The organism is Sedimentitalea sp. (genome assembly GCF_039973035.1).
In the GTDB taxonomy this organism is placed as follows: domain Bacteria; phylum Pseudomonadota; class Alphaproteobacteria; order Rhodobacterales; family Rhodobacteraceae; genus Sedimentitalea.
Genome location: NZ_JBDWLR010000085.1, coordinates 1 through 15,531, shown reverse-complemented (window position 1 = coordinate 15,531; position 15,531 = coordinate 1). Strand labels below are relative to the sequence as shown.

16 protein-coding genes are annotated in these 15,531 nt (G+C 58.8%); 7 read left to right on the top strand and 9 right to left on the bottom strand.

The features are described from left to right. Positions 1-316: 316 nt before the first annotated feature. The gene (locus ABJO75_RS20645; RefSeq protein WP_348133622.1) at positions 317-1,102 is read left to right on the top strand and encodes a Hint domain-containing protein; all 786 of its coding nucleotides are present in this window, start codon (positions 317-319) and stop codon (positions 1,100-1,102) included. A gap of 7 nt (positions 1,103-1,109) precedes the next feature. Here ABJO75_RS20645 and ABJO75_RS20640 read toward each other — a convergent pair whose 3' ends face one another. Further along, on the bottom strand, positions 1,110-1,610 hold the full coding sequence (locus ABJO75_RS20640) for an Lrp/AsnC family transcriptional regulator (RefSeq protein ID WP_348133619.1): 501 nt from the start codon (positions 1,608-1,610) through the stop codon (positions 1,110-1,112). A gap of 204 nt (positions 1,611-1,814) precedes the next feature. On the opposite strand from ABJO75_RS20640, the gene trxB reads away from it, so the two are divergent. Further along, a complete protein-coding gene (gene trxB, locus ABJO75_RS20635; RefSeq protein ID WP_348133616.1) occupies positions 1,815-2,759 on the top strand; it encodes a thioredoxin-disulfide reductase in 945 nt (314 codons plus the stop codon). 336 nt (positions 2,760-3,095) lie between these two features. Further along, on the top strand, positions 3,096-4,805 hold the full coding sequence (locus tag ABJO75_RS20630; RefSeq protein ID WP_348133976.1) for a bifunctional sulfate adenylyltransferase/adenylylsulfate kinase: 1,710 nt from the start codon (positions 3,096-3,098) through the stop codon (positions 4,803-4,805). A gap of 218 nt (positions 4,806-5,023) precedes the next feature. Here ABJO75_RS20630 and ABJO75_RS20625 read toward each other — a convergent pair whose 3' ends face one another. After that, entirely contained in the window at positions 5,024-5,806 is a 783-nt protein-coding gene (locus tag ABJO75_RS20625) for a cell cycle transcriptional regulator TrcR (RefSeq protein WP_348133613.1), read from the bottom strand. Between the two features lie 157 nt (positions 5,807-5,963). Here ABJO75_RS20625 and ABJO75_RS20620 point away from each other — a divergent pair, with 157 nt between their 5' ends. Next, the gene (locus ABJO75_RS20620) at positions 5,964-6,590 is read left to right on the top strand and encodes a ribonuclease T2 (protein ID WP_348133974.1); all 627 of its coding nucleotides are present in this window, start codon (positions 5,964-5,966) and stop codon (positions 6,588-6,590) included. Positions 6,591-6,595: 5 nt separating this feature from the next. Here the strand turns inward: ABJO75_RS20620 and ABJO75_RS20615 are convergent, their stop codons facing one another. The 3 genes from ABJO75_RS20615 to ABJO75_RS20605 all read right to left on the bottom strand — a co-directional run bounded on the left by ABJO75_RS20615 (position 6,596) and on the right by ABJO75_RS20605 (position 9,173). Beyond that, the gene (locus tag ABJO75_RS20615; RefSeq protein ID WP_348133610.1) at positions 6,596-7,093 is read right to left on the bottom strand and encodes a hypothetical protein; all 498 of its coding nucleotides are present in this window, start codon (positions 7,091-7,093) and stop codon (positions 6,596-6,598) included. A gap of 143 nt (positions 7,094-7,236) precedes the next feature. After that, the gene (locus ABJO75_RS20610; RefSeq protein ID WP_348133607.1) at positions 7,237-7,908 is read right to left on the bottom strand and encodes a VPLPA-CTERM sorting domain-containing protein; all 672 of its coding nucleotides are present in this window, start codon (positions 7,906-7,908) and stop codon (positions 7,237-7,239) included. Between the two features lie 290 nt (positions 7,909-8,198). Continuing rightward, the gene (locus ABJO75_RS20605; protein WP_348133604.1) at positions 8,199-9,173 is read right to left on the bottom strand and encodes a quinone oxidoreductase; all 975 of its coding nucleotides are present in this window, start codon (positions 9,171-9,173) and stop codon (positions 8,199-8,201) included. Between the two features lie 217 nt (positions 9,174-9,390). Here ABJO75_RS20605 and ABJO75_RS20600 point away from each other — a divergent pair, with 217 nt between their 5' ends. Continuing rightward, positions 9,391-10,245, top strand: coding sequence for a DUF2189 domain-containing protein (locus tag ABJO75_RS20600; protein ID WP_348133602.1), 855 nt, complete (start codon positions 9,391-9,393; stop codon positions 10,243-10,245). A gap of 6 nt (positions 10,246-10,251) precedes the next feature. Here ABJO75_RS20600 and ABJO75_RS20595 read toward each other — a convergent pair whose 3' ends face one another. Both ABJO75_RS20595 and ABJO75_RS20590 read right to left on the bottom strand, forming a co-directional pair. Continuing rightward, complete coding sequence (locus tag ABJO75_RS20595; protein ID WP_348133599.1) at positions 10,252-11,238, bottom strand: NAD(P)H-quinone oxidoreductase; 987 nt, start codon at positions 11,236-11,238, stop codon at positions 10,252-10,254. A gap of 61 nt (positions 11,239-11,299) precedes the next feature. Then, entirely contained in the window at positions 11,300-11,995 is a 696-nt protein-coding gene (locus ABJO75_RS20590; protein WP_348133597.1) for a COQ9 family protein, read from the bottom strand. Positions 11,996-12,103: 108 nt separating this feature from the next. On the opposite strand from ABJO75_RS20590, the gene rpsU reads away from it, so the two are divergent. Next, positions 12,104-12,310 (top strand): 30S ribosomal protein S21, encoded by a 207-nt coding sequence (gene rpsU / locus ABJO75_RS20585; protein WP_008207378.1) that lies wholly within the window; start codon positions 12,104-12,106, stop codon positions 12,308-12,310. A 293-nt stretch (positions 12,311-12,603) separates the two neighbouring features. Beyond that, entirely contained in the window at positions 12,604-13,428 is an 825-nt protein-coding gene (locus ABJO75_RS20580) for a CAP domain-containing protein (RefSeq protein WP_348133593.1), read from the top strand. Positions 13,429-13,558: 130 nt separating this feature from the next. Here ABJO75_RS20580 and ABJO75_RS20575 read toward each other — a convergent pair whose 3' ends face one another. Next, positions 13,559-15,058: a class I adenylate-forming enzyme family protein gene (locus ABJO75_RS20575; protein ID WP_348133590.1), complete on the bottom strand. Its 1,500-nt coding sequence runs from the start codon at positions 15,056-15,058 to the stop codon at positions 13,559-13,561. Continuing rightward, a partial coding sequence (locus ABJO75_RS20570) for an enoyl-CoA hydratase-related protein (protein ID WP_348432558.1) occupies positions 15,055-15,531 on the bottom strand: 477 nt, incomplete at its 5' end. The genes ABJO75_RS20575 and ABJO75_RS20570, both read right to left, overlap by 4 nt.

The following is a 15,531-nucleotide window of genomic DNA, read 5'->3' as shown; positions in this document are numbered from 1 at the left end:
ACTGATTCTGCTTTTCCTTTGTTTCGTTTACGACGCCCTGCTCCTTCGCCATCGCGCTGACATATTCGCGGCGGGTTCCTGACACAGAGATAACGAGGAATTGACACGAAGGATCGGGAATGTGACCGAACCGTGCAACGGTACACTCCGTAGGGGGTAATTTGGTCTAATTTCACTAAATGTGCTCTACTTTCGTTGACAATTTGAACCATATCCGGGCAAAATTGGATCATTACAGACCAATGCACAACTGTGTCGGTCTGTGTTGTCGGTGGGGGCCGACGCAGATTTGACCGGCAAGAAGGGCCACGAATCCATGACGCTCCCAATCCCGATGAGCCGCGCGGCGAACCGTGCCGTCCAGACCAATGTCCCCGCCCTGATCGATCCCGCCGCATTGCGCGCGCAGCCAAAACCGCAACTGCGCCGCTACGAAGTCAGCGCGCTACTGCCCAACGGCGACATTGCAGAAACACGTCACATCGCCCCGGCGCTGCCGATCTTTGAAGACGCCTTCTGCGCCTTTTCCCGTGGCTCGATGGTCGAAACCGAAACCGGCACCATTTGTGTCGAAGATTTGCTGCCCGGCGATCAAATCCTGACCAAGGACGGCCCTAGCCAGCCCTTGATCTGGAAAGGCAGCACTACGCTTGTACCCGGGCGTCCCGGACCACAGGGTCGCAACCTGCGCCTGACCCGGATCATGGCCGACAGTTTCGGCATGCAGCGACCGATGTCCTGCGTCATTGCCGGACCATCCGCCCGTCTTCTGCACACACCTGACCACCTGCGGGCAATTTCAGGCGGTCTTCAAACACTAACCCCAGTGCAAGAGTTTCAGGACGGAATGAACGTGATCGAAACCGCGCCACCCACAGCGGTGGAACTGTTCCATATCTGCCTGCCGCGCCACGCTGTCATCCGGGTTGCCGGGCTCGAATTCGAGAGCTACCACCCCGGTGCAAATGCCGCGCGCAGCATCAGCCACGCGATGCGCAACGTTTATCTCGACCTCTTTCCGCATATTTCGCAGCTCTGCGATTTCGGCGATCTTGCCTATGCTCGCGCAGGCGATGGCGACCACGACGCGTTGACGGCTTGAAAATACGCTAGGCGCTGCGGCTTAAACGTTCTTCAAGAATGTCAAAGGGAACGCCAGGCTCATCCTTGGCGCCCCGGATCACCAGCGACGTCTTTACGCTGGCAACGTTGGGTGTTGTCAGCAGCTCACCCGTCAAAAAGCTCTGGAAACTGCTCAGATCGGGCGAAACACATTTCAGGATGAAATCTACTTCGCCATTCAGCATGTGACATTCGCGAACCAACGGCCACTCCCGGCAAAGCGCTTCAAACGCGCTCAGCTCTGCCTCGGCCTGACTGTCCAGCCCGACCATGGCAAAGACCTGAACCTCAAAGCCAAGATCGCGGGCATTCACATCCGCATGGTAGCCTTGGATCAGGCCCGATTCTTCCAGTGTCCGAACACGCCGCAAACAGGGCGGTGCCGATATACCGACCCGCTTGGCAAGTTCTACATTTGTCATGCGCCCATCTGCCTGAAGCTCCGACAAAATCTTGCGATCGATCGGATCGAGGCGTGTTGCAACCATGATCTGCTCCCTCGGAATTTTCAATTCTTATATCAGCGCCGCCAGTGCGCGCAATAATATTTCGCCGCGATGCAATAACTCTGACGTCCGGTCAAGCCAACCGGTTTCCCCTGAATTCGGGGGGTTTAAGCCGGCGGGGTCCGTCGCTATATCGACAATCCGATGGGCTACTCGCCCACGCATCACGCTGCATTGGGGAAAGTCATGGGTGAAACACGCCACACCAAGGTTCTGATCATCGGGTCCGGCCCTGCGGGTTATACCGCCGCGGTCTACGCCAGCCGCGCCATGCTTGAACCGCTGTTGGTGCAGGGTCTGGAACCGGGCGGTCAGCTGACCACAACCACCGAAGTCGAAAACTGGCCCGGTGATACCGAGGTGCAAGGCCCCGATCTGATGATCCGCATGGAGGCCCATGCCAAGGCGATGGGGTGCGACATCGCATCTGACATCATCACCAATCTGGATCTGTCAAAGCGTCCATTCACCGCGACAGGCGACAGCGGCACGACCTATACTGCCGATGCAGTCATTCTGGCGACAGGCGCGCGGGCCAAATGGCTGGGGCTGCCCAGCGAAGAGAAATTCAAGGGCTTTGGCGTCTCGGCCTGTGCCACCTGCGACGGCTTCTTTTATCGTGGGCAAGAGATCGTCGTGGTCGGCGGCGGCAATACTGCCGTTGAAGAAGCGCTGTTTCTGACCAACTTTGCCTCCAAGGTCACGCTGATTCACCGCCGTGACGAGCTGCGCGCCGAGAAGATCTTGCAGGATCGTCTGCTGAAGCACCCAAAGATCGAGCCCATGTGGTTTCACACGCTCGAAGAGGTCATCGGTGCGGACTCACCGCTGGGCGTCGAAGGCGTGCGGGTCCGTAATGTCCAGACCGACGAGGTCACCGAAATCGCGGCCAAAGGTGTCTTCATCGCCATCGGCCATGCGCCTGCCAACGAGCTGGTCAAGGACGTGCTTGAGATGCACAACGGCGGCTATGTCAGCGTCAAACCGGGCACCACGGAAACCTCGGTGCCGGGTGTCTTTGCGGCGGGCGATCTGACCGATCACAAGTATCGTCAGGCTGTCACCAGCGCCGGCATGGGCTGTATGGCTGCGCTTGATGCTGAACGGTTCCTTGCCGAGCAAGAGAGCTGAACGCGGTTCTGGCCAGTCGCCGTCTTCGAGCGGCGGTTTCGCTGGCCCGCCACAGATGTGGCATCGCCCGGTAGGGGCGGTGCCAATGGCAGCCTGATTAATCCCGTTGATCTGACAACATGGCCGGTATGCACCAAGCGCAAATTTGTAACAGACCCCTCTGGATTGAGCACTTCGCGCCCTCTCAGAGCGGAAAACCGGGCCATAACAGCACAAACCGCGTTTAATTGATTTCTGCGCCTAGACTTTTCCAAGTCTCCGAGTCTATGCCCCGCGCGACCGGCTTCTTCTGGCTCACGCACCATTCACAATCAATCGAGAGTTTCTTTCATGACCATGCTCGCCAATCTGGCTCCAATCCCCGAATTGTATGTCTCTTACGACTCGGCGCAAAAGCTCAAGGTCGAGGCAGGCAACCTCAAGAGCTATGACCTGACCCCGCGCCAGATTTGCGATCTGGAATTGCTGATGAATGGCGGCTTTAACCCGCTCAAAGGTTTTCTGACCGAAGCGGACTATGATGGCGTCGTCAATGATATGCGCCTGACCGACGGCACGCTGTGGCCGATGCCGATCAATCTGGATGTCTCCAGCAAATTTGCCGAGACCCTCGAAGTTGGTGAAGACATTGCCCTGCGCGATCAGGAAGGCGTGATCCTCGCGACCATGACCGTCACCGACCGCTGGACGCCGAACAAGGCGCTTGAAGCCGAGAAAGTCTTTGGTGCCGATGACAGCGCCCACCCGGCCGTCAACTATTTGCACAACACTGCGGGCGATGTTTACCTTGGTGGCCCGGTGACCGGCATTCAGCAACCGGTGCATTATGATTTCCGCGGTCGCCGTGACACGCCCAACGAGTTGCGCGCCTATTTCCGCAAATTGGGCTGGCGCCGCGTTGTCGCGTTCCAGACCCGCAACCCGCTGCACCGTGCCCACCAGGAACTGACCTTCCGCGCCGCACGCGAAGCTCAGGCCAACCTGCTGATCCATCCGGTTGTCGGCATGACCAAACCCGGCGATGTCGATCACTTTACCCGCGTCCGCTGCTATGAGGCGGTGCTGGACAAATACCCAGCCTCCACCACAACCATGTCGCTGCTGCCTCTGGCAATGCGTATGGCTGGTCCGCGCGAAGCGGTTTGGCACGGCCTGATCCGCGCCAACTTTGGCTGCACCCACTTCATCGTTGGTCGCGACCACGCCGGCCCCGGCAAAAACAGCGCAGGCGACGATTTTTACGGCCCCTATGATGCGCAGGACCTGTTCCGCAAGCATCAGGACGAAATGGGCATCGAAATGGTCGACTTCAAACACATGGTCTATGTGCAGGAGCGCGCCCAGTACGAACCCAATGACGAGATCGAAGATAAGGATGACGTTACCATCCTCAACATTTCGGGTACCGAACTGCGCCGCCGTCTGGCCGAAGGGCTGGAAATTCCGGAATGGTTTTCCTTCCCCGAGGTTGTGACTGAACTGCGCAAGACCAAGCCACCGCGCAGCCAGCAAGGCTTTACCGTGTTCTTCACCGGCTTCTCCGGTTCAGGCAAATCTACCATCGCCAACGCGCTTATGGTCAAACTGATGGAGATGGGTGGTCGTCCGGTTACTCTGCTGGATGGGGACATCGTGCGGAAAAACCTGTCGTCAGAACTCGGGTTCTCAAAAGAGCACCGTGACCTCAACATCCGCCGTATCGGCTATGTGGCGTCTGAAATCACCAAGAACGGCGGCATCGCCATTTGTGCGCCCATCGCGCCCTATTCCACCACCCGCCGCGCGGTCCGCGAGGATATCGAGGCATTCGGTGCGTTCATCGAAGTCCACGTCGCCACCTCGATCGAGGAATGCGAACGCCGTGACCGCAAAGGTCTGTACAAACTGGCGCGCGAAGGCAAGATCAAGGAATTCACAGGCATCTCCGACCCCTATGATGTGCCAGCAAACCCCGAGATGAGCCTCGACACCGAAGGCACAGACGTGGACAACTGCGCCCATCAGGTTCTGCTCAAACTCGAAAACATGGGTTTGATCGCGGGCTAACCCGACATTCAGAAAACGAAAAAGGCTCGGCTTTGCCGGGCCTTTTTTGTTGCGGATACGCGATAACAACAACCGGCCCGAGCACCCTATGTTGGCGATGGCCGCGCCGAAAACCAAAACGCCGCCGCAAATCTGCGGCGGCGATAAGCGGGCGATGTTCCTACCGTTCAGATGTAGACAGCAACCGCCGCGGGCCTCCCAACCCGGTATTCATACGATCAGACGCGTGGCTGATCGTCTTCTTCGTCCTCGTCATCGTCGCCGCCAGCAGGCAGATTGAAGAAGCTGTCGGCATCAACGATCTTGGAGGTGTCATCTTCGTCGTCGTCGTCGACAACATCCATCGACCCGCCGAGGGTAAAGGTTTCCAGACCTTCAATCGCGGTCGGGATTTTTGGTTCGGAATCCATGCCCAACGACTGCTCGGTGCTGACCAGCTTGCGGCGCTCGTCGTCACTCATGACTTCGCCTTCTGCGGCTCTCTTGGCAGCGGCTTTCTGAACGACCGTATCCAGCTCTGACTGCTTACACAGACCCAAAGCGACCGGATCGATCGGCTGCATGTTTGAGATGTTCCAGTGGGTGCGTTCGCGAATCGATTGAATTGTCGGCTTGGTCGTACCAACCAGCTTGGCGATCTGCCCATCGGTGAGTTCGGGATGGAACTTGACCAGCCAAAGGATCGAATTCGGACGATCCTGACGCTTGGACAATGGCGTATAGCGCGGGCCGCGGCGTTTCTCTTCGCCGACTGCTGCCGAGTTCGACTTGATCGCCAGCTTGTAGAGCGGGTTCGCCTGCGCGTCGTCGATTTCCTTTTGCGTCAACTGGTTGTTTGCAATCGGATCAAAGCCTTTGACGCCGGTGGCCACGTCTCCGTCGGCGATGCCTTGCACCTCGAGTTCGTGCATGCCAACAAAATCGGCGATCTGCTTAAAGCTCATGGTGGTATTGTCGACCAGCCAGACAGCCGTGGCCTTGGGGTGCAGCAATTTTGCCATCGGTGTTTTCTCCTATCTCATATCATCCGACAAATCTTTCCCGTGGCCTGGCGAAGCAGGCGGCCTTGGCTCTCAAGGCGGGTTACCGTTGTCGGGGAACTTGGCGTCTATATAGTCGGGAGCAGAAAAAAATGGAAGAGCCGAATCTTTGCTTAGAATCCTGACCCTGCTGACGATCCTCTGGGCCCTGCCTGCCGCCGCCGATGGCGAGGCAACAGGCGAATTCGACTACTATGTACTCAGCCTCAGCTGGTCACCCAACTGGTGCGCCGTCACCGGAGACGCGCAAGGATCTGATCAATGTGATGCCCGCCACGACCATGGCTGGATCATGCACGGGCTGTGGCCGCAATTCCATCGCGGATACCCGTCCCATTGTCGAACAGTCGAACGCCCGCCCTCGCGCGGCATGACGGCTGAGATGGCCGACATCATGGGCACCTCGGGGCTCGCCTGGCATCAATGGAAAAAGCACGGCACCTGTTCGGGCCTGTCTGCGGCCGAGTATTACGCGCTCTCACGCGAGGCATACGGGCTGGTCAATCGGCCCGAAGTCTTTCGCAAACTTGACAAGACCGTCAAATTGCCCGCCTCGGTGGTTGAGGACGCGTTTATCAAGGCCAATCCGGATTGGGATCGAAACATGCTGACGATCACCTGCAAGGACGGGCATATCCAAGAGGCGCGCCTTTGCCTGTCGCGCGATCTTGACCCTGTTCCCTGCGGGCAGGACGTGATCCGGGACTGTCGCATGAATAATGCGGTGTTTGCGCCGGTGCGATAAAGACCTCAGCCCTCAGCAGCCTGACATTTGCGGGCATAGTCTAGCGCCTTTGCCGATCCTTTCAGATCAATCGCGATCACCTGTTCTCCGGCCTGATTATAGACGGTCATGACCTTTTTCTGCGCAATCGAATGGATAAACTCGCGGTCGGTAAAGAATACTCCGGCACCTGGCACCCGATCCTGCACGAAACCTGTTGCGACGGCGTCGTATTTCTGGCCGTCCAAATCAAAGGTGATATCGTATTTCTTGCCCTTTTCGATATCGCCCCAGCCCTTGTGGAACACGACGAAATAACCACGATTTCCGGTTGCGTCATAGCCGATGCGGACAATCGAATAATCCTGATAGACCGTCTGGATCAGGCAACCATTGCCAAAGGATGGGTCAACCATGACGTTCCAGCCCGAAACGAAACCCTTGTCGATCAACGCCTGTGCGGACACGGCAACGGCGCCAAGGGACAGGATCGCCGTGGCGCAAAGAACTGCGAGGGTTTTCATGGGCTGTCTCCGATCTGATCAAGGCTCAGATAGGGAGTAGCAGTCTGTTCGGGCTTTGCCCATGACTAACGACGATCGGTTGTGGAAACAAAAAAGGGCCGACCCCAAAAGGATCGACCCGAAACTCACTACTTTAATAATACTCAGGCTTTCTTGCGGCGGCGCATCGCAACCAGACCACCAAAACCGGTCAGCAAAAGCAGGCCAGCAGCCGGCACCGGAACGGGGGCGACTGTTGCGAGGTCCTGATACCCATCGTTGTAGAGATAGGTGATGTCATAGCCATCGGTGGCCGCGCTGCCCATGTTGTCCAGATAGGATTGCGCCAAGTTGGCGACGCCAGAGTTGTTGCTCACACGGAACGCACCGCCTGACACATCCATCGAAGACCCTGTCTCGGTCACGATCTCCCACAGCGCTACCTGAAAACCTGCGGCTTCGAGGCTGGTGTCGATGACGTCGGCAACCGTGCTGCCACCCAGAACACTGTTGTAAAGCTTGGCAACGTTGTCACGAACCGCTTCGCCAAACAGGGTCGGCTGGGTTGTATAGGTCACCGGATCATGCAGCCACTCGGCCAAATCCACGCAGAATGCCGCGAAATCGCCAAAACCATTGTCGCCGTTCATCTGGTACAGGCCGGCATAAACATTGGTCGTCAGTTCGGGGCTGTGGACGCGGACGACCTGTCGCAGGTTGTCGGTTCCGAACGGATTGCCGTCGACCTGATAGGTCGTGTTGACGGTCGTGGCCGAAGCCGCGCCCGCAAGAAATGTTGTCGCCAATGCGGCGGCGGTACAAATACGCTTCATCATTTATCTTTCCTAATTACTTGACGGGCGCAATCGCCCGCAGACTTGTTAAACACAGCACAAATGCCGCTTCGTGATTGCAAATTTGCACAACCCAGCGGCCTGTAACACTCAGGGGGAGTAATCCTCAAATATTAGGGCAAATTTGCGACGAAAGATTAGCCAATTGAGGTCATTTGCGCTGATTGTCGTCATCCTGTGCAAACACGGGCAGCCAGATGCTGGATCGAAACGTACAACTCGTGCGTCCCTTGCCGGTTCAGACTGGGGCCGTCAAACCAGAAAGCCGAGTATCAAACCTCCAGTACTGTCGATCCTGTCGTCTTGCGTGCCTCAAGCGCGCGTTGCGCATCTGCCACCTGTTCCAGCGGAAAGCGCTGGCTGATACGGATCGTGATATCTCCGTCGGCAAGCTTGGCAAAGAGATGCTGTGCCATCGCCTGACAGGTGTCATGATCTGCGGTGTGCGTGAACAGGACCGGACGTGTTATTTTCAGAGACCCCTTTTGACCGAGGATGCCGATGTTGAAGGGCGGCACTGGCCCCGATGCGTTGCCAAACGAGATCATCATTCCGAGCGGTTTCAGACAGTCGAGCGAACCTTCGAACGTGTCAGCCCCAACCGCATCCATCACCACGTCAACACCCTTGTTCGACGTCAGATCGCGCACGTGTTTGACCCAATCCTGCGTTCGGTAGTTGATGCACTGGCTCGCCCCGTGTTCGAGCGCCAGTTGGCATTTCTCGTCAGTTCCGGCGGTTCCGATCAAGGTGATGCCTTCAGAGCGGGCCCATTGGCAGGCGATCAGTCCGACACCCCCGGCGGCAGCATGAAACAGCACCGTGTCACCCGCCCGCAATGGGGTGGTGCGATGAAACAGGTATTCCACCGTCATCCCCTTGAGCATCATTGCCGCAGCCTGTTCAAAGGACACGCTGTCGGGCAGCGGACAAACCTGCGCCGCGGGCATCACGCGCGCTTCGCAATAAGCGCCCGGCGGGTTTGCGGCATAGGCGGCTCTGTCGCCGGGTTTCAGGTGCGTAACGCCCTCGCCGACGGCCTCGATAACTCCGGCCGCCTCCATTCCCATCGCGTGCGGCATAGGCAGGGGATAGAGCCCCGAGCGCTGGTAGACGTCGATAAAGTTGAGTCCACAGACCTTGTGCGCAATCCGGACTTCGCCCGGACCGGGCTCGCCCACCGGGCGGTCAACCAGTTTCAGCATTTCCGGTCCGCCTGCGGATTCGATGATAACCGTCTGTGCCATTGGTGTTCCTTTTCGTATTTTCCGGATGCGTTTGCCCTGAACTCTGCACCGATCAAAGCCGGTTTGACCAGCCCCGTTCCGGTGCTCCCGATACCGTGAACCCATCGACGGCAATCTGTGTTATAGTAGGGGCAGCGTCACAGCGAGGCCCGGCCCGCGACGCGTCCGGACCTTTCGATGTTGGCGCATGAGCCTGTCGCTATCGGAGGGATCAATCATGGAAAAGACAATCGGAAACCCACTGTCCTGGACGGCCCGGCAGTTCGGGTCCGCCGGAGATCACATCGCCGCCACGACGGCCGAGCTTGGTGGAGAGGCCGCAGCCCCGCCACGGGTGAAAAAGTTGACCATGCACGATGTCGGGGCCGCCCTGCGTGCGGGCAAGGACGATTTTCTCGCTTGTCGAACCGACGCCATCTTTGCCGTGCTGATTTATCCGCTGATGGGTCTGGCCCTGATCGTCGTTGGCTTTCATTCTGATCGTATGCCGTTGCTGTTTCCGCTGCTTGCAGGCTTTGCCCTGCTGGGGCCAGTCGCGGCAGTGGGTCTCTATGAAATGAGTCGCCGCCGCGAAGCGGGGCAACCCGTCAGCTGGCAAAGCGCCTTTGCAGTGATCCAGTCACCCTCTTTTGGCGCGGTTCTGGTGATGGGGCTCTATATGCTCGGCCTGTTCGTCGTGTGGATGTTTGCCGCTCTGCAAATCTATAACTGGACGCTGGGTCCCGAGCCGCCAGCATCGCTCGCCGCCTTTGCAAGCGATGTCGTTTCAACCCCGGCAGGGTGGACGATGATCATTGCCGGGTTCGCCGTCGGTTTTGCCTTTGCCCTCATCGCGCTGGCAATGAGCGTCGTGTCCTTTCCCTTGCTTCTGGATCGGCATGTCGGTGTACCGGTCGCGATCGTGACGTCATTCCGGGTGATGCAGAGAAACCCGCGCGTCACCCTGACCTGGGGAGCGGTCGTCGCAGGAGGGTTGGTTCTGGGATCAATCCCGTTCCTGGTCGGTCTGGTGGTGATCATGCCAATCCTGGGTCACGCAACCTGGCATTTCTATCGCAGGGCTGTTGGCTGACGACCTTTAGCCTCCGACCTTCAGGACGATCTTGCCGATATGTCCGCTGCTTTCCATCCTGGCATGGGCGGCGGCGGCCTCGGCAAGGTCAAATTCGCTATCCATAACAGGCGCAAACCGACCCGCCGCAATCAGTGGCCAGACCTTTTCCCGCAAGTCTTCTGCAATCCGCGCCTTGGCCAGATCGGACTGTGGGCGCAACGTGGACCCGGTGAGATGCAACCGGCGTGTCATCATCTCGGCAAAATTCACCTGCACCTGCGGCCCTTGCAAAAAGGCGATCTGCACCAGCCGTCCATCGTTGGCGAGCGCCTTGAGATTGCGGGGGATGTAATCCCCACCGACCATATCAAGGATCAGCTGTGCGCCACCTTCGGCCTGCATAACGTCGACAAAATCGTCGGTCTTATAGTTGATGGCGCGTTCCGCCCCCAGATCAAGACAGGCCTGGCATTTGGCATCGGACCCTGCGGTGACGAAAATCCGCGCGCCTATGGCGTTCGCCAGTTGGACCGCAGTTGTGCCAATCCCGCTTGAGCCACCGTGAATCAGAAAGCGTTCACCCGCCTGCAGACCGCCACGCGTGAACACGTTGGAATAGACGGTAAAACAGGTTTCCGGCAGGCAGGCCGCCTGTTTCATGTCGAGCGCATCCGGCACCGGCAGGCAATGCGCGGAAGGGGTCGCAACATATTCGGCATACCCGCCTCCCGGCAGCAAGGCGCACACCTTGTCGCCAATCGACAGCGCGGTCACACCATCGCCCAACGCCACGACCTCGCCCGAAGCCTCAAGCCCCGGCAGATCGCTTGCCCCCGGAGGCGGCGCATAACTCCCGGCCCGTTGCAACGCATCCGGTCGGTTTACCCCGGCATAGGCGACGCGCAACACCACTTGCCCGTGTGCAGGTTCAGGCACCGGGCGGCTGGTGATCTGCAAGACTTCCGGCCCACCGGGGCTGGTGATTTCAACGGCGCGCATTCGCTCTGTCATGTGTTAATCTTCCCTTTGCTTGGGACAGAGGTAACACCGGCAGGCAGATTGCGGAACCTGTCTATTTGCGGGGTTTCATCATACCCGGCAGATCAAGATCGGGCATCTTTGCCGGTGGCTTGATCTGGCTGGCCAGCCAGTTCGGCCCGGCAAGAAACGGTTTCAGAATTGCCGAATCCCGCACCTTGGCCTTCAAGGTCTCGATCTGCATCACGTCGTCGATGCGGCGGTCAAGAAAGGCCCACGTCGCCGCGTGATCCGGGCTGTTATCGCCCAGCCAGTAAAGCACCGTTGCGGAATAGACACCGGCCAGCGTGGCGCGTTTGGTGTACCAGTTCACATCGTCAGAGGTATCGCCAAGCTCTGTCCAGATCAGATCGCAGGTCTGCCAGACCGCGCGCGCGCCATCGGGTGCGTAATGCGGCAGTGAAAATAGCGTGGTGCCTCGGCGCACCAGTTCCCGATCTTCGACCGCCTCAAGGCGAAAGCGCACGGCAGCGGCAATTTTCTCGCGGAATTTCAGATTGCTCAAATCCTCGGACTTGAGTCTGTCCACCATCGCCTGATCGCCACGTGCGTGGTAGGCCAAGGCCAGATCGACCGGACCACGCGGAAAAACCGTTCTGGCCATTGCAGTGTCGATGCCGATATCTGTTGCCGCCGCCGTAAACGCGGCATCGGTCCAGCCATCAAACGGCACATGCATCAACGCGGCATCCAGCAGTTGGTCTTGCAGGCTCTGATCGGTCGGTGTCATCGGGTTCTCCTACGATTGTCAGCATACTAGACAAGCTAGCCCGGCTTTGCTATACGGCGACCTCCTGCAAATCCTTGCAACTCAACTTAGAAAGGTGGTGAAAACCACATGCAGGTTAGTGTTCGCGACAACAATGTCGATCAGGCACTTCGTGCCCTGAAGAAAAAGCTGCAGCGTGAAGGCGTATTCCGCGAAATGAAGCTCAAGCAACATTTCGAGAAGCCGTCCGAGAAAAAAGCACGCGAGAAAGCCGAAGCGATTCGGCGCGCCCGCAAGCTGGCTCGTAAAAAGGCACAGCGCGAAGGGATGCTGTAAGAGTTTCGCAGCAATTTTCGACACGAATGACGACCCCCGCGGCATGGCCTCGGGGGTTTTTCTTTGTCCGAACGATTGCTGCGATCGGTCACTTTCCGCCAGACAGGTCCCGGCCCTGCGCGCGAATTGGCGCACGCCTGCGGGCGGGTGTTTTCCGGCAAGCTTTCGCCATCTCCAACCGGTGATTCTGGGCGTCAATCGGCGCAATCCGGGCAAGGCGACGCATATCTCTGTGCACGTCATCGGGCCGCGCCTACGACGATTGTCACGAGGCAGAAGACAAGGAGCACAAAATGTCAAAAGCGAGCGATCTTGAATGGCTGATGCTAAGCCTGATCAATGAAGAACGTGATGCAAACGGGCTGGATCCGCTGGATCTGGAATTGCGGCTGAACGACTCGTCCGAGGATCACAGCGACTGGATGCTGGACACGGACAACTTTTCGCATACCGGCAGCGGGGGATCGAATCCAGGCGACCGTATGCGGGACTCTGGGTTCGAGTTTTCCGGAAGCTGGACCTGGGGCGAAAACATCGCAATCCAGTCGGAACGCGGCGCACCGGGCCTTGCCGATGACGTGGAGGACCTGCACCAGTCGCTCATGAACAGCCCCGGCCACCGCGCCAACATCCTGAATCCGGATTTCGAAGTGATCGGCATCGGCATCGAACAAGGCGAATACAACGGCTGGGACGGGGTGATCGTGACGCAGAACTTTGCGCGCACCGGGGCAGACGTCCAACTGGACCAGCCCGGCAACAGCGCGCCGGAACTGAACGTGTCGGACATCACGGTCGGTAAACTCGACGGTGTGCGGACCACCAAGTTGGAAAAGCACATGGATTTTTCCGATGCCGATGGTGACGATCCCGTTTGGTTCGAGTTGCTCGACAGTGTTGGGCGGGATAATTTCCGCCTCAAGGGCCAGGGCAAGATCGACGCCGACACGCCCTATCGTGTTGCGGCGGAAGATTTCGATCAGATCCGCGTTGGACCGAACAAGAATCCGGGTGATACGACGTTGCAGGTCCGCGTGTATGATGGCGACTCCGTCAGCGAATGGGAAGAGTTTACACTGACCACCCTGTCCGCCGATGACTGGGTGGCAATGGCCTGATCCTCGTTCAAGAGAACAGTTGAAAAACATGATATCCCGCGCGCATCACCTGCAGCGGGATATTACAATCTCATGGGCTCATTAAAGGGTCACGGAAAGGCCGATAGCCGAGCAGGCACTTTGGCTAAAGTTACCCGTCCGCCAACTCGGCGGCGAAATGCTCGACCAGCTTGTGCTTGAGGATCTTTCCCGTGGGCGCGGCTGGCAGTGTGGTGGCAACGATGATCCGGGCGGGTCGTTTGTATCCGACAAGCCGATCCGCCGCAAAGGCGCGCAGGTCATCGACGTTGGGCCAGTTTGCCTCTGTCGCCTGCACAAAGGCAAGCACCTGTTCGTCACCATCGACGCTACGCCCGACCACGGCGCATTGGATCACCTGCGGATGGTCATTCAGCGCCGCCTCAACCTCGGGCGGATAGACGTTGAACCCGCCGTGAATGATCAATTCCTTCGTGCGCCCAATGATGTGCAGATGCTTGCGCTCATCAATCCGGCCGAGGTCTCCCGTGCGCAGCCAACCCTCGGAATTTATCACTGCGGCTGTGGCTTCGGGATTGCGATAATAGCCTTTCATCACCACCGGGCCGCGCACCAGAATCTCGCCGGTTCCATCCCCTCCGCCGGGCACATGTTCGTTGATGTCAATTTCGACGCCCGGCAGGACCGGCCCTGTGGAGATATCCGGATCCCCAAATGCGTTCGTCGTGACACAGACCCCGGCAGTTGTTTCGGTCATGCCATACCCGTTTTGCAAGGCGACCCCATAAAACGCCTCGGCCTTTCGCTTCCACGTGGGATCCAGCGGAGCCGCTCCCGACGTGACAACCCGCAGCTTGCTGCCCGCCAGGCTTTCGTGTCCCTGCTCCCGCGTATACTGCATCAGCAGCGCGTGCATCTGCGGCACTGCCGACAACAATGTCACCCCATCATTCAACGCCTCATACAGTTTGGCGGCGGAAAACCGGGGCTCAAACCGGATGAATGCACCGGCGCAAGAGACTGCGGTGACGATCGAAGCAAGGCCAAACACATGAGTGATCGGCAAGACGCCATAGATCACGTCATCAGAGCGCATATCACGCACGACAACCGAGGCCTTGCCCGCAAAAACCAGATTGTCATGGGACAGCATGACACCTTTGGGCGCCCCAGTCGTGCCGGTCGTGTAAAGAATAACCGCAAGTTCCCTGTCGTCATCGGGTGCCGATGGATAGGGCGTCGCAATGTGCAGTGCGCCAAAAGCGCCGGTGATGTGCTCTGCCCCCATGCGCGTGGCATGTGCCGTCGCATCAGGCGAGACCTCGGACGTAAACAGCACCGCCGCCGGGCGGGCGTGATCCGCGATACGGTCAATTTCACCGGCGGTCAGACGCGCATTGACCGGGATCGCGATGACACCAAGGCGCGAGCAGGTAAAGAGCGCCGCAACCGCCGTGGCAGAATTTTCGGACAGGATCAGAACACGGTCGCCCGCTTGCACACCAGCGTCGACCAAACGCTGCTTTAGCGCGTCACAGGCCGCCCCGAGTTCGCCATAGGTCCAGTGAATTCCGGTGGTATCGGCCAGCGCCGGCGCAGTGGGTCGGGTGGTCGCCTGATGATCGAGGAAACTGTGCCAGCGCGACGTCATTCCGAGAAGTCCGGGCGCCGTTTTTCGAGAAACGCCGCGATACCTTCGGCAGCCTCGGGTCCACCAGCGGCGTGGGCCATGGCGTTGCGTTCGGCATCAAGCTGCGCGGCCTCGGTGTTTTCATAGGCCGACGCCACAAGGCCTCGGATCACCCGCTGCGCGTCGCGCGGACCTGCGGCCAGAGCGTCGGCCAATGCATGGGCCTGCACATCGCAGTGCCCCGGAGGCACCAGCGCATTCACCACGCCAAGCGCGTGCATCTGCTCAGAGGGTATCGGCTTGGCCAACAGACACATCTCCATCGCCAGAGAACGCGGCAACATACGCGCAAGCGCCGAGGTCAGCCCGCCATCGGGCACCAACCCTGCCTTGACATAGGCAGCGGTGAACTTGGCCCCTTTGGCTGCAACGATCAGATCACAAGCTAACGCCAGCGATGCGCCCGCCCCTGCCGCACCGCCCTCGACCGACGC

What these genes read in the sequence shown, in the direction of transcription:
- ABJO75_RS20645 (WP_348133622.1), top strand. Translation starts at nt 317, where the DNA reads ATGACGCTCCCAATCCCGATGAGCCGCGCGGCGAACCGTGCCGTCCAG.
- ABJO75_RS20640 (WP_348133619.1), bottom strand. Translation starts at nt 1,610, where the DNA reads ATGGTTGCAACACGCCTCGATCCGATCGATCGCAAGATTTTGTCGGAG.
- trxB (WP_348133616.1), top strand. Translation starts at nt 1,815, where the DNA reads ATGGGTGAAACACGCCACACCAAGGTTCTGATCATCGGGTCCGGCCCT.
- ABJO75_RS20630 (WP_348133976.1), top strand. Translation starts at nt 3,096, where the DNA reads ATGCTCGCCAATCTGGCTCCAATCCCCGAATTGTATGTCTCTTACGAC.
- ABJO75_RS20625 (WP_348133613.1), bottom strand. Translation starts at nt 5,806, where the DNA reads ATGGCAAAATTGCTGCACCCCAAGGCCACGGCTGTCTGGCTGGTCGAC.
- ABJO75_RS20615 (WP_348133610.1), bottom strand. Translation starts at nt 7,093, where the DNA reads ATGAAAACCCTCGCAGTTCTTTGCGCCACGGCGATCCTGTCCCTTGGC.
- ABJO75_RS20610 (WP_348133607.1), bottom strand. Translation starts at nt 7,908, where the DNA reads ATGATGAAGCGTATTTGTACCGCCGCCGCATTGGCGACAACATTTCTT.
- ABJO75_RS20605 (WP_348133604.1), bottom strand. Translation starts at nt 9,173, where the DNA reads ATGGCACAGACGGTTATCATCGAATCCGCAGGCGGACCGGAAATGCTG.
- ABJO75_RS20600 (WP_348133602.1), top strand. Translation starts at nt 9,391, where the DNA reads ATGGAAAAGACAATCGGAAACCCACTGTCCTGGACGGCCCGGCAGTTC.
- ABJO75_RS20595 (WP_348133599.1), bottom strand. Translation starts at nt 11,238, where the DNA reads ATGACAGAGCGAATGCGCGCCGTTGAAATCACCAGCCCCGGTGGGCCG.
- ABJO75_RS20590 (WP_348133597.1), bottom strand. Translation starts at nt 11,995, where the DNA reads ATGACACCGACCGATCAGAGCCTGCAAGACCAACTGCTGGATGCCGCG.
- rpsU (WP_008207378.1), top strand. Translation starts at nt 12,104, where the DNA reads ATGCAGGTTAGTGTTCGCGACAACAATGTCGATCAGGCACTTCGTGCC.
- ABJO75_RS20580 (WP_348133593.1), top strand. Translation starts at nt 12,604, where the DNA reads ATGTCAAAAGCGAGCGATCTTGAATGGCTGATGCTAAGCCTGATCAAT.
- ABJO75_RS20575 (WP_348133590.1), bottom strand. Translation starts at nt 15,058, where the DNA reads ATGACGTCGCGCTGGCACAGTTTCCTCGATCATCAGGCGACCACCCGA.